This is a genomic window from Frankia sp. ACN1ag, assembly GCF_001414035.1.
GTDB lineage: Bacteria > Actinomycetota > Actinomycetes > Frankiales > Frankiaceae > Frankia > Frankia torreyi.
Genome location: NZ_LJPA01000013.1, coordinates 194,871 through 206,785 on the forward strand (window position 1 = coordinate 194,871; position 11,915 = coordinate 206,785).

General features: G+C 73.1%; 11 protein-coding genes and 3 pseudogenes. 4 read left to right on the top strand and 10 right to left on the bottom strand.

Annotated features, from left to right (window positions below; translation table 11 throughout):
• Nucleotides 1-94: 94 nt before the first annotated feature.
• The 4 genes from UK82_RS14295 to UK82_RS14310 form a co-directional block, all read right to left on the bottom strand.
• Nucleotides 95-1,012, bottom strand: coding sequence for an SDR family NAD(P)-dependent oxidoreductase (locus UK82_RS14295; protein WP_055407613.1), 918 nt, complete (start codon nucleotides 1,010-1,012; stop codon nucleotides 95-97).
• A 74-nt stretch (nucleotides 1,013-1,086) separates the two neighbouring features.
• Nucleotides 1,087-2,184 (bottom strand): NAD(P)/FAD-dependent oxidoreductase, encoded by a 1,098-nt coding sequence (locus UK82_RS14300; RefSeq protein ID WP_055407616.1) that lies wholly within the window; start codon nucleotides 2,182-2,184, stop codon nucleotides 1,087-1,089.
• Nucleotides 2,185-2,354: 170 nt separating this feature from the next.
• On the bottom strand, nucleotides 2,355-3,218 hold the full coding sequence (locus UK82_RS14305) for a bifunctional 2-polyprenyl-6-hydroxyphenol methylase/3-demethylubiquinol 3-O-methyltransferase UbiG (RefSeq protein ID WP_055407618.1): 864 nt from the start codon (nucleotides 3,216-3,218) through the stop codon (nucleotides 2,355-2,357).
• 176 nt (nucleotides 3,219-3,394) lie between these two features.
• Nucleotides 3,395-4,222 (bottom strand): MerR family transcriptional regulator, encoded by an 828-nt coding sequence (locus tag UK82_RS14310; RefSeq protein ID WP_044883171.1) that lies wholly within the window; start codon nucleotides 4,220-4,222, stop codon nucleotides 3,395-3,397.
• An 83-nt stretch (nucleotides 4,223-4,305) separates the two neighbouring features.
• Between UK82_RS14310 and UK82_RS14315 the strand changes: the two genes are divergently transcribed.
• Nucleotides 4,306-4,950 (top strand): dihydrofolate reductase family protein, encoded by a 645-nt coding sequence (locus tag UK82_RS14315; protein WP_055407620.1) that lies wholly within the window; start codon nucleotides 4,306-4,308, stop codon nucleotides 4,948-4,950.
• A 62-nt stretch (nucleotides 4,951-5,012) separates the two neighbouring features.
• Here UK82_RS14315 and UK82_RS14320 read toward each other — a convergent pair whose 3' ends face one another.
• The 3 genes from UK82_RS14320 to UK82_RS14325 form a co-directional block, all read right to left on the bottom strand.
• Nucleotides 5,013-5,702, bottom strand: coding sequence for a class I SAM-dependent methyltransferase (locus tag UK82_RS14320; protein ID WP_055407622.1), 690 nt, complete (start codon nucleotides 5,700-5,702; stop codon nucleotides 5,013-5,015).
• A gap of 119 nt (nucleotides 5,703-5,821) precedes the next feature.
• Complete coding sequence (locus UK82_RS34050; RefSeq protein ID WP_173667280.1) at nucleotides 5,822-5,977, bottom strand: hypothetical protein; 156 nt, start codon at nucleotides 5,975-5,977, stop codon at nucleotides 5,822-5,824.
• 560 nt (nucleotides 5,978-6,537) lie between these two features.
• Entirely contained in the window at nucleotides 6,538-7,056 is a 519-nt protein-coding gene (locus UK82_RS14325) for an N-acetyltransferase (protein WP_236705920.1), read from the bottom strand.
• A gap of 303 nt (nucleotides 7,057-7,359) precedes the next feature.
• Between UK82_RS14325 and UK82_RS14330 the strand changes: the two are divergent.
• Nucleotides 7,360-8,058: pseudogene (locus tag UK82_RS14330) on the top strand (phosphotransferase); the annotation flags it as partial.
• A gap of 109 nt (nucleotides 8,059-8,167) precedes the next feature.
• Here the strand turns inward: UK82_RS14330 and UK82_RS42740 are convergent.
• Nucleotides 8,168-8,424: pseudogene (locus UK82_RS42740) on the bottom strand (hypothetical protein); the annotation flags it as partial.
• Between the two features lie 194 nt (nucleotides 8,425-8,618).
• Between UK82_RS42740 and UK82_RS14335 the strand changes: the two are divergent.
• Both UK82_RS14335 and UK82_RS14340 read left to right on the top strand, forming a co-directional pair.
• The gene (locus tag UK82_RS14335; protein ID WP_236705921.1) at nucleotides 8,619-10,160 is read left to right on the top strand and encodes a hypothetical protein; all 1,542 of its coding nucleotides are present in this window, start codon (nucleotides 8,619-8,621) and stop codon (nucleotides 10,158-10,160) included.
• A 308-nt stretch (nucleotides 10,161-10,468) separates the two neighbouring features.
• Nucleotides 10,469-11,014 (top strand): hypothetical protein, encoded by a 546-nt coding sequence (locus UK82_RS14340; RefSeq protein WP_044883176.1) that lies wholly within the window; start codon nucleotides 10,469-10,471, stop codon nucleotides 11,012-11,014.
• A 65-nt stretch (nucleotides 11,015-11,079) separates the two neighbouring features.
• On the opposite strand, the pseudogene UK82_RS42745 reads toward UK82_RS14340, so the two are convergent.
• Nucleotides 11,080-11,343 (bottom strand): annotated as a pseudogene (locus UK82_RS42745) (LysR substrate-binding domain-containing protein); the annotation flags it as partial.
• 238 nt (nucleotides 11,344-11,581) lie between these two features.
• Nucleotides 11,582-11,915 (bottom strand): integrase core domain-containing protein (locus UK82_RS14345; RefSeq protein WP_152989896.1); only part of this gene is annotated, 334 nt, incomplete at its 5' end.

Consider the following 11,915-nt stretch of genomic DNA (forward strand, 5'->3'; position numbering starts at 1 on the left):
AAGTGCCGCTGCGGTTGCCCACCGTGCAACTCGGGTAGTCCGTCAGGCGACACCCCCCTCCCGCGTCCGCGCGCCTACCCCAGGTACGACCCGCTCAGGCGGTGTCGCGCACCCCGGCCAGCCAGGCGGGCAGGCGCGCGGCCAGCGCGTCGGTCGACCATCCGGCCGGCCCGTCGGCGTCGAGGTAGGAGATCTCGGTGCGCGTCGTGGCCAGGCCGATCCTCGTGCCGTTGAGCTGGAAGGCACGCCCGGTGACGCGCCGGCCTTCCTCGGTGCACAGGTAGATCCCCAGCGGTGGCACCGTCTCGGGCGCTGCGGGTGCCGGCGGCGCACCGCCGGTGGCGGCGACGCGCGTGCGAAGCTCGGCGAGGAAGCTCGCGGCGCGGTCGTCGAGGCTCGCGACGTAGTCGTCGTGCAGGGCGGTCGCGGTCGCGCCGGGATTGACCGCGTTGACGCTGATGCCGAACGGGCGCAGCTCCTCGGCGGCGTAGCTGGCCAGCACGGCGTTGGCCGCCTTCGCCGCCCGGTAGGCGGCATTGCGCGGAAAGTGGACGTCGTTGACCAGGTCGCCGGTCACGATGATCGTGCCGCCGCCGGCGTCGATCAGGTGGGGCACGGCGTGGCGGAGGCAGTGGAACGTCCCGTGGGTGGCGACGGCGAGCACGTCGGTGAAGTCCCGTTCGTCGGCGTCACGCAGGAACCGTGGGCGAACGATCGCGGCGTTCGCGATCAGGATGTCGAGCCGGCCGAAGCGTGCGACCGCGGTCTCGACGAGGCGCCGGGCGCCGTCGAAGTCGGCCACGCTGTCATGGTGGGCGACGGCGACACCGCCGGCGGCCTCGATGCCGGCGACGACGGACTGCGCCGCCGTCGGCGTGCGATCGGCGTTGCCGCGCAGGTCGTTGACGACCACCTTCGCGCCCTCGGCGGCGAGCGCTCGTGCATACGCCGCGCCGACTCCGCGGCCAGCACCGGTCACGATCGCGACGTTGCCTGCCAGCCTGTCCGCCATCGTGGACCTCCTTTCCTCGTAGGAACGTGGGCCAAGCAGGAACGTGGGCCAAGCAGGAACCGTGGGCCAACCCCTTAGGCGGCGGTGGGGCCGAACTGTTCGACGAAGCGGGCGGTGAACAGGTCGGCGCCCTTGTACTGGGCCACCGTCGTGGCCGGGACGACGGCCGGGCCGTCGGGGGTGGGCAGTTGGCCGACGCCGCCGTGCGGGCCGAGCGGGAGCAGGATCATGGGGTGAGGCAGGGGCCGGTAGGTGGCGGTGGGCTGCTCGCCGCGCAGGCGGGCGGTGATGTTCCTCGCCACGACCTCGGCGTGCTGCCCCGCGTATCCGGCCATCTTGGCCTCGGCGACGCCCGCGAGGTCGCCGACGGCGTAGACGTGGTCGTGCCCGCGGACGTTGAGGGTCTCGGTGACGGGCACCTGGCCCTGCGCGGTGAGCGTGGTGAGCCGGCCGTCGGCGAGGTAGTCGCTGTTGACGTGCACGCCGTAGGCACGAAACCAGATGTCGGCGGTGATCTCCTCTCCGCCGGTGGTGGTGACGGTGAAGGTCTCGGTCCGGCCGGCCCTGGTCGTCGGCGGCGCGCTCACCCCGGCGCCGAGGCGCAGCCGGACGCCCAGGTCGTCGAGCTGGCGGTGCAGATCCTTGATCATCTCTGGGTGGAAGCCGGGCAGCAGCCGCGCGGCCGGGTCGACGATGGTCACGTGCTTGTGCGGCCAGACCGCCGTGATCTCCCCGGCCAGTTCCAGGCCGACCGGCCCGGCGCCGAGGATCAGGACCCTAGCGGCGGCGGCGAGTTCGGTGTGGGTCCGGCGCAGGTCGGCGCGTGCTTCGCCGGTGGAGTCGGCGGCGGGCTTGGCCGGGTAGGCGTAGCTCGAGCCCGTGGCCAGCACCAGATGGTCCGCCTCGACGCGCCGGCCCGAGGCCAGGGTGACGCCGCCGGGGTCCGCCGAGACCGCGCGGTCGCGGATCACCATGCCCCGGGTGAGCAGCGTGTCGAAGGGGAAGAACAGGTTGCCCGCCCAGTCGGGCCGGGTCAGCGCTCGCAGGGACCCGGCGGCGTTGACGAAGGCGTCCCGGGGATCGATCAGGACGACGTCGGCCTCGGCCTCCAGCGCCTTGGCGACCGCGGCACCCCCATAACCCCCGCCGACGATCACAACCGTTCGACCCATGATGTCCCTCTCCCACCAGCCAGGAATCGGAGCTCGACGGCTGCCGAGCGCCGTCCCCGACTCTCGGGGGCCGCCACGGGGACAGGAAGGCCGGGCGGAGGCTGGTAGCGGCAGGGCATCCATCGCCGCGGCCGGCGCGGCCACGATCGGATGCCCTGCCTGCGTCGCGGCTAGCCGGGGGCGCGGCCCCAGGCGATGGCCGTGGCGAACGACAGGTCGAAGAACGCCGGGTCCGCGAGGGAGTCCAGGGCCTCGTCGAGCAGGTCGTCGGAAGCCAGGCCCAGCTCGCGGATGTGGGGGCGCAGCCGCGTCAGGGTCAGCGCCCAGCACTGGGCGGAGGGGCCCGCGCCGCCCGTGGTCGGCAGGTGCACGCTCACCCCGACGTCGACCAGGCCGCGGGCCTGCAGGGGGGCGGGGAACCCGCGCGCCCAGGCGGAGTCGGTGCCGATGGTCCTGGCCAGCACCTCGTCGATGCTGCGCATGGCCTGGCGGAACGGCGGGTGGGGTGAGGAGTCGAGGGGGAACCCGACGATCGACTCGACGACGAGGACGCCGGCGGGTTGCAGCCAGCCGCGCAGGCGGTCCAGGACGTGCTCGCGGTCGGGGAGATGCTCCAGGACGAACCGGGCGTGGATGAGGTCGAACGGGCCGCCCGGGGGTGCGGGGTCGCGGGTGACGTCGTGGTGCAGGACCGTCAGGTGCGGTCCGGCGAGGCTGTCGAGGTGGCGGGTGTCGACGTCGGTGGCGACCACATGCCCGACCCCGGGGGCGCGGTCGGCCCCGGGGTCGGTGTCGGTGGCCGGGCCGGCGTCGGTGGCGGTGACGCGGTCGGCGAGCCAGGCCGCGATTGACCCGCCGCCGGCGCCCACCTCCAGGCATCGCCAGCCGGCGCCGACGCCGCGTTCGTCGAGGATGCGGATCGTCGTGGGGTCGCAGACCGCGGCCATGGCGGCCAGCCGGGCGCGTTCGGTGTCGGTGGGGCCGCCGAGCACATCGTCGGCGTAGCGTCGCTGCGGGGGCACGGTGTCGGTCATCGCCGCGCCCCCGCAGCGACGCCTGCGGGCTGGGTCGGACGGGCGTCGTCGGGTCGGGGACGCGCGTGACGGCACGGGTCGCGCCGGTCGAGTGAGGTCACACGGGGAGACTCTGCCGCAACGCAGCGCGCCGGGTGCGGGTTCCCGGCCGCATCAGTCCGTCGGCGTTCCAGCCGTCAGCATTCCAGGATCGGCTCCTGCAGTTCGGTCACCCACCGCTCGGGGGCGTGCGGGGGGCAGGCGAGGTAAAGCTCGCGGGGGTAGCCGACGGCCCGGTAGCCGTGGGCGTCGATCCACGCGGCCAGGGCCTGCCCGCTGGAGACCACCTCGTCCATGGACCCGCGGTGGACGAGGGTGGCCGCGGCGGGAACCTCGGGCAGGTCCACGAGCGCGAAGTCAGGGTGGGAGTCGGTCCCGGCCGCGACCGGCAGGGCCGCGTGGACGCTGATCATGCCGGCGCCCTGGGTGGCGTCGGTGTAGTAGGCGACGGCGGGTCCGGTCGGTCTCACCCCGGCGCGGGCCAGCCGGTCGACCAGGTCGTCGAACAGGTCGCTGACGACCGGTCCGATGTTCTCGGGGGCGTAGCTGGCGGCGGTGGCGACCAGCTCCGCGACCCGGACCGGGGTCAGACGCTTGATGAGAACGTCGTCGGTGGGCATGCGTCCCTCGCATTCGATCGCGCGGAGCCTCGCGTGCACCCGGGCCAGCCGTGCGGTGTCGGCCGCGATCGCCGCGGCGAGCTCGGCCTGCCGCAGCCGCAGCATGCCGCGCAGTTCGGCGACGCTCACCTGCTCGTCGAGGATCGCCCGTACCTGCGTCAGGGTGAGACCGAGGTCCTTCAGGGCGATGATCCGGTTGAGCCTGGCGAACTGGTCGGCCTGGTAGAAGCGGTAGCCGCTGACCGGGTCGACGTGGGCGGGCCGCAGCAGTCCGAGCGCGTCGTAGTGCCGCAGCATGCGGACCGACACGAGCCCGCGGCGGGCGAAGTCTCCAATGCTGAACATGACACCTACCGGTCTACGGCCTGCCACCGTGTCAGGGTCAACCGTCGGCGACCGGGACACCACCAACGCATCGGGAGCAGGGCATGGGCCTCATCCACGTCGAGCTGTTCGTAACCCTCGATCTCGTCGGGCAAGCGCCCGGCGGTCCGCAGGAGGATCCGGTGGGGTTCCCGTTCGGCGGCTGGCAGGCGCCCCTGCTGGACGAGGTCAGCGGGGCGCAGGTCGGTGCCGCGTACGAGGGCACGGACGCCCTCCTGCTCGGCCGGCGGACGTATGACATCTTCGCCGCCTACTGGCCGCACCAGGAGGGCGGCGAGGACAACGAGATCGCCACGCTTTTCAACAACGTCCCGAAGTACGTGGCTTCGCGCGCCACGCCCACCCTGTCGTGGGCCGGGTCCACGCAGCTCGGCCCGGATCTGGCCGGCGCGGTGCGCGAGATCCGTGACCGGCACGAGCACGTCAACGTCGTCGGAAGCCTGAACCTGGTGCAGACCCTCCTGCGCGAGAAGCTCTTCGACCGTCTCGACCTGTGGCTGCACCCGGTCGTGCTCGGCGTGGGGAAGAAGGTGTTCGACGGTGGCGCGGTGCCCACGAACCTCACCCTCCTCGACCCGCCGGTCGCCAGTCCGAAGGGCATCGTGTACCTGCGCTACGGGCTCGCCGACGGCACGCCCGGGACGGGAGACATGACCGCCCCCGATCGCGGTATCGGGCGCGACGACTGATGGGAGCTACCGGGTCGGCATAGGGCAGGCTGACGCCGCCCGCGCCGGGTGGGCCTGCCCGCTCACCCGCCGCCGGGGTCCGCCCGGGTGGCGGCCAGCGCCAGCAGGTTCGGGACGGGGTCGTCACCGTCGTCCTCGGCGGTCTCCCGCAGGACGAGCCCGGCGCCCGTCAGAGCGTTCAGCAGCACCGGCAGGGGGACGTTGACCACCCCGACGCGGGAGCGGATCCCGTCGCCGAGCAGTGGGTGTTCCTCGACGCGCCGGTGGTGGCGGTAGCCGGGATGGACGGTGCAGGAGCCGTGGTCGTCGCGTTCGACGAAGACACCGCCGAAGCAGGGGTGCGCGGCGACGACCACCAGGCGTCCCCCGGGGCGGAGCACGCGGTGGGCTTCGGTGAACATCGGGGGCAGGTCGTCGACGTCGGTGGTGGTCATGATCGTGGCGACGGCGTCGAGGGACCGGTCGGCGAACGGGAGCTCCTCGGCGCCGGCGACGACGGCGCTGACGCCCCGGCGGCGGGCGAAGTCGACCTGGCGCGCGGAGACGTCGACGCCGATCACCTGCCAGCCCAGGGCGGCCAGCGCGGGGGCGTGCGCACCGCCGCCGCAGCCCAGGTCGAGGCAGAGACGGTCCTGGCCGGGACCGAGCAGCCGGGCCAGCAGACGGTCGGCCGAGCGGGCGACCGGATGTCCCGCTCCCCTGGCCACGAAACCGTCATACCAGTCGGCGAAGTCGTCGTAGCGCGGTCGCATGCGACAACCCGACCATGGACTGCAGCGTCCTGCCACCGCGTTTTTCGGCGGCCGGCCGAGCGCCTCCTCCCGGTCGGCCCCGGTGGGCAACGCGCCCGCGCGCCGCCCACCGGGGCCGGTCATCCGCCGAGGGCGGTGAACGCGCCGTCGCGCAGGACGGGAACGACCGCGTCGGCGTCGAGCTGTGCGGCGCAGGCGACGTCGTCGTCCCAGCCCAGGTTCAGCACCGCGGTGCTGACCAGGTCGCGCCGACCAGTCCCCAGGTCGGCGTCCACGGCGGCGAGGGCGGCGGCGAACTCGGCGGTGAGCCGTCCTACCGGCGACCGGTGTTCCAGGTGCCGCTCCGGCCGCCGCCGCTCCAGGCGCCGCCCTGCGGGCCGCTGTTCCAGGTGCCGCTCTGCCCGCCGCCGCTCCAGGCGCCGCTTCGCTGACCGCCGCCCGCCGCAGCACCGGGCGGCCCGGCCTGCGTCGTGGTACCTGCCAGGACGATCGCGAAGACTGCGAATATCAGAACTCCAAGACTCAGTACTCTTCTCGTAACGGTCACCGTCTCTCCTTTCATAGTCGTAATATTGTTCCCGATCGTCCTCCAGAAAAACGGTTCGACCTGCCATCAGATCTATGCGCCGCGAGGTTTGGAGCAGGGCCCGCTCGGTTGCGCATAGTTTGTTGTGCACGCTGAGATCAGCAAAGCGCAGGATGTCGCCGTCCGTACGGGGATTTCATGACAGTCGACGAGAAGGCCGGCGTGGGCGGTGTCGGTCGCGGAGACGTCTCGCCCGGCCGTGGACGGTCGCCGCGCCTTTTCGAGCCGTTTCGCGGCGACCGGGCCGCCTTACTGGCCGCCTGGCCGGATGCGCCGGGCGGCCAGCGGTCGCTGCATCACCCATTCCGGCCGGTCATCGTCAGGGACCGTATCTGCCCCGCTGGTCCGGGTGAACCCGCTGCGCTGGTAGAGCAGGATCGCGTGGTGGTTGCTCGGGTGGACTCTCAGCATGGCCTTGTCGGCGCCCGCCTGCTCGGCCCACGCGACCACGGCCGCGACGAGCAGGTCGCCGACCCCGCGGCCTCGGGCCGCCGGCGCCACCCACAGGGACATCAGCTCGACGGTGTCGACGCCGGTCCGGTCACCGCTGATCATGCCGGCCGGCTGGCCGTCGAGGTCGGCGACGATGTTGACGGCCACCGTCTCGAGTCGTGCTCGCCACCGTCGCACCGTGTCGCCGGGTCCCTGCCAGTCCGCGAGCGGGGAGCCGAAGGCGTGCGGTGCGTCGGCCAACGCGGCCAGCCTCAGCGCGCGCCACACCGGCCAGTCGTCGGCCACCAGCGCCCGCAGCCGGGTCAACAAACGCACCTGACACTGCCGTCCGGCCGGACCATCCGCAAGAGTTCTGCCATGGCAGATGCCCCTCCCGACGTTCCGATCCCGGACGACCCACGACGAACCCCGTTCTCACCTGGCAGCGTAATGCGGTGAGATTCCCAGACGATCGAAGCACAGTCACCGAGACGGCGTCGATGTCGGCCTCGGTGGCCGCGAGGCTCTTCTCCTTGCACTCCTGGTACGGCTCGTTCTATGAACCAGCCGAGGCATGCACTGGTCACGGCCCGAGAACAAGGCGGGCGACGCTTCGGTGTACCGGTGGCCGGTACCGTGATCTTGCGACCACTCCCACCTTCACTGCCGGTCCCGAATTCTGTGCGGATCGGTGCGCCGTCCGCGCGTTTCCCGGAGCCCTGGACCATCATGACGTGGGTTCCCGGCGAGCCGCTGGACGCCACCTCGATCAGCCGCGGCGATCACGCGGCCGACACGCTGGCGGGCTTCCTCGGAGCGCTGCACGTGCAGGCGCCTGCGCTGGCGCCGAGCAGTTCCGACCGTGGGGCTCATCCCAGGAAGTGCACGGACGGCTTCGACCGTTTCTTTCACGTCGTTGTCCCCGGCGGCGTTGCCGGCGGCGTTGCCGGCGGTGTCCGGGCCGATGCCGTTGCGGTGCCCGAGTGGGAGGGTCCGCCGGTGTGGGTGCACGGTGATCTTCATCCCGCGAATGTCGCCGTCTCGGACGGGACGCTCTCCGGTGTGATCGACTTCGGTGACATGTTCGCCGGCGATCCGGCGTGGGACCTCGCGGCCGCCTGGGTGGTGCTTCCTGCGGGCGCCGCCGCGCACTTCTTCGACGTGTACGCGCAGGCGGACGCCGTGGCGATTCGGCGCGCCCGCGGGCTGGCTGTCCTGACAAGCCTGGTCCTCATGCTGATGGGCCGGAACGGAGACCGGGGCCTTCCTGGCGGCAGGCCGACCTGGGGGCCCGCGGGACGGGCGGCGCTCGATCGTGTTCTCCGGGAGGCGGTGTGACGCAGGCACGCAGCGACGATCCTCGTCCGATCCTCGCTGCCGGAACTGCCGCGACGCCGCTCGCGCGTCGGGAACCGTAGCGGTAGCGGGCAGACCTGTCACAGCGCGTAATGGAGAATCGCCCCGTTTCGGCCCTGCGAGCAACCTGCCCAGCGCGTAGGTGGCGCGGCCGGTATCGCCCCGGCTGAAGCGGACGCCAGTCCGCTGCGCGCCGATGACGCGTGCGCCGCGCTCCACAGCGAGCTGGACAGCGGCACTCCCGACGCTGCCGGAGGCCCCGTTGATGAGCACGGTGCTGCCCGCTGCCCCGCCGAGCTGGTCGAATGAGCGTGCTGCGGTCTCGGCTGCGGCGGGGATCGCTGCTGATTCCGGGCCGCCTCGCCGCCTCGATCCTGACGCCCGATAACCCTCCCTTCTCGGGCGTCAGGATCGGGACACGGGGGACGTCCCGTATCGTCGTTCCGTTCCGTGGTATAACGATCCAAGTTAACGTTTCATCGATGGCGATGATACGAAAATGACGGTACGAGACGGAATGACGAGACGGAATGAGGAACGTGATGAGCCGGGTGCCCCGACCCCCTCGGCAACGCGAGGAGCCGTCCGAGCCGGACGAGCCGTTCCGCCCCCCGACGCCCCGCCCCCCCGTCGAACCCCCCGACCCGACCACCACCGCAGACGGCGCCGCCGACACACCGGGGAACGCGCCGGGGAACGTGCCGGCACAGGCATCCGACACCGCCGCGGACGCGCGCGCGATCCCCTCCCCCGCGCCACCGCCCGGCGCGGACCTGCAGGACACCCCACCCGCCCCGCCCGGTTCGGCGGCCGCGGACATGGCGGCCGCGACCCGGCCCGCCGATCCGCCCGCCGCGCCGACGTCGGCGCCGGCTGGCGCTGCGCCGGCGCGCTGCGCCTACCCGGGCTGCATCCGCCCGCCCGCTCCCGCCGACGGTCCCGGCCGCCCCCCGGCCTACTGCGACGACCCCGCCCACAACCGTCTGTCCGCCTACCGCCGCCGCCGCGAGCTGGCCCACCGCCCCGCCGGGCAGAGCACCCCGGCACCCGGCGCCGCCCGACCCGCCCCGATCCCCCGCCCGCTGGCCGCCGGCCGCGCCCGCGCCGAGGAGCTCGCCGGCCAGGTCCAGTCCCTCGCCGGTGAACTGACCGCCACCCTCGACGCCTTCGCCCGCCAGATGGCGCTGCTCGGCGACGTCACCGCCGCCGAAGCCCAGGTCGAGGCCGCCGAGGCCGACGCCGCCGAACGCGTCGCCGAAGCCGTCGCCCGCGCCGTACGCGCCGAGCAGGCCGCCCGCGCCGCCGGGATCGCCCGCGCCGAATCCGACGCGATCGCCGCCGAAGCCGTCACCGCGCTCGAGGACGCCGAGCGCCGCCTGGTCGCGGCCGAGGCCGCCGTCGCCGACGCCGTCGAGGAGTCCGCCGCCGCCGTCCGCGCCGCGACCGCCGCGGCCGAGGCCGTCCGCGCCGACGCCGACACCGCCGTCGCCGACGCCGACGCCCACGCCCGGGCCGCCATCGACGCCGCCGAGCGCGACGCCGCCGCCCGCATCACCGAGGCCCACCACGACGCCGAGACGCGCATCGCCGAGGCCACCGCCACCCGCGACCAGGCCCTCACCGAGCTGGCCACCGCGCGCCGCGACGCCGAACGCGACGCCCGGCAGCGCGCCGAACTGCGCGCCGAACGCGACGCGCTGCGCGAGGACATCCGCGCCGAACGCGCCGAGGCGCTGCGCCTACGCCAGGGCGCCGACGCCGACGCCCAGCGCCTGCGCGCCGACGCCGCCGCCGACCTCGACCGGCTGCGCGCCGAGACGACCGCCGAGATCACCCGCATCCGCGCGGAGGCGGCCGCCGACGTCGACCGCGCCCGCGCCGCCGCGGCCGCCGAGACCGAGCGGATCCGCGCCGAGGCCGAGGCCCGCCTCGACGTCGAACGCCGCGCCGCCGCCGAACGCCTCGCCGTGCTCGGCGAGGCCCGCGCCGAGGCCCGCACCCGCGCCGAACGCGCCGAACGCCAGGCCGACGACCTCGCCGCCGAACTGCGCGCCCTGCGCACCCCCGGGCCCGGCGGGACCTGAGCTCCTCGGTCTCGTCCCCGGCTCTGCGGGGGTCCGCCCGACCGAGGGCGCTGGCAGGATGGGGTGCCGGTAAGAAACGTGTCACCAGCCGCAGACGGCGATGATCTCTCCGGCTGCCGGCTGCCGGCTGCCGGCGGCACGAAGTTCGCGGAGGTCGGGTGGGACCGGTCCCGGTAGCGGGCAGGGTTCCGGCCGCGTTGGTGGACAGGCCGATGATCGTGTGACCCATGCCTGAAGGCCCGCCGCCCGCAGCAGACGTAAGCCTCCACCGGACTACGCCTGTACCGGCACCGAGGGGAAGGAGCGCGGTGGACTGGGGCACACTGGTGGCCACCGCCAGCGGCGCGGTCATCGCGATCGCCGGCACCGTCCTGGCCGATCATCTGCGTGGCCGGCGCGATGACGACCGCGGCCACGTGCAGCGGCGGCGGGATGCCTACATCGCGTTCATCGTGGCCGCGGGTGTCTGCCACACCCGGCTGCGCCAGATCGCCCTGAACAGCTCCGGCACCGGTGACCTCGACGCGGCGTCGCGAGCGGTGCTGGCCGACGCGGGCATCTACGACGTGCGCGAGCGGCTGTTCATCGACGCCACCGCGACGGTCGCCGGCGCCGGCCAGGCGATGTTCGAGCGGCTGCGCGCGTTGCGGCACGTGGTCGCCACGGGCGCCGGCCTGTCGTCGGCGGCATTCCACGACGCCTACCACCCTTACCTCGACGCTGTCTGGCGCTACCGGGCGGCAGTTCGCGCCGAGTTGGAGGCCACCGCACTGTCGCCTATGGACTTCGGCTGGGACAGCTGGGACGGCAACGACCGCTGCCCGCTCTGCCGATCGGCCTCGGGCGACGCCTGACCGCAGACGGTTCCACGATCCCTGCAGCCGCGATCGAGTACGCGCACTGGCAGACCGCCACCGCCCGCCTCCTGCAGCAGATCCCGCAACGTCAGTGCCGCCGGCAGCGGATCAGCGGGCAGCGCTACATGGACGGTCCGGCGCAGGGCGAGGTTGCCGAGCCGGCACAGGGCGAGTTCGGCCGGGACCGCCCAGGCGGCCAGCGAGGGAACCAGCGCAACGCCCAGCCCGGCGGCCACATAGCCGAACTTCCCGGTCCACTCCGCGATTTTGATGATCTTCCTGGGTTCGAAGCCTGCCTGGGCGCGGGCATCGGTGAGCAGCGTGGGACTCGGGGTCCGGTAGGTACGGGGCAGAGAACCGGGATTACTGTCACATTTGTTGACGCCTTCTGTCACGATGTCTGCTAGAAGTGGAGATCGTGATCGTGACCGCCGGGCGGGCGAGTCTGCTTCTGCCAGCTGTGCGGGATCATGGTGTGGGGGGCAGGTGGATCGGCGGGACTTTTTCGTTTCACACGCCGGCAGCGGAACCTGTCAACCTGTTTGAGGCAGGATGGTGCAGTAATTAGCCGGTGGTCGTGTCTGGTTGGTCTTCGGGGTCGGGGGGCCGGTTGATCCACGCGGGTTGCGGGAGTGCGGGTGGGGTCGGGGGTCGGCGGACGAACCGTTCGGGGTGGGTGGCGTAGGCGTTGTCGAGGACGGCGGCGCGGGCCTGGTGGACCGCGGCGGCCTGGCCGTGGTGGACGGCCGTCGGGGTGAGCAGGCCGATCCCGGAATGACGGTGATGATTGTTGTAGTGGTCGAAGAAGTCCCGGCACCAGGCGCGGGCGTCCTGAAGGCCAGCGAAGGACGCCGGATAGTCCGGCCGGTATTTCAACGTTTTGAACTGGGCTTCGGAG

Coding starts and splice junctions, on each gene's coding strand:
- UK82_RS14295 (WP_055407613.1), bottom strand. CDS start 1,012: ATGGCGGACAGGCTGGCAGGCAACGTCGCGATCGTGACCGGTGCTGGC.
- UK82_RS14300 (WP_055407616.1), bottom strand. CDS start 2,184: ATGGGTCGAACGGTTGTGATCGTCGGCGGGGGTTATGGGGGTGCCGCG.
- UK82_RS14305 (WP_055407618.1), bottom strand. CDS start 3,218: ATGACCGACACCGTGCCCCCGCAGCGACGCTACGCCGACGATGTGCTC.
- UK82_RS14310 (WP_044883171.1), bottom strand. CDS start 4,222: ATGTTCAGCATTGGAGACTTCGCCCGCCGCGGGCTCGTGTCGGTCCGC.
- UK82_RS14315 (WP_055407620.1), top strand. CDS start 4,306: ATGGGCCTCATCCACGTCGAGCTGTTCGTAACCCTCGATCTCGTCGGG.
- UK82_RS14320 (WP_055407622.1), bottom strand. CDS start 5,702: ATGCGACCGCGCTACGACGACTTCGCCGACTGGTATGACGGTTTCGTG.
- UK82_RS14335 (WP_236705921.1), top strand. CDS start 8,619: ATGAGCCGGGTGCCCCGACCCCCTCGGCAACGCGAGGAGCCGTCCGAG.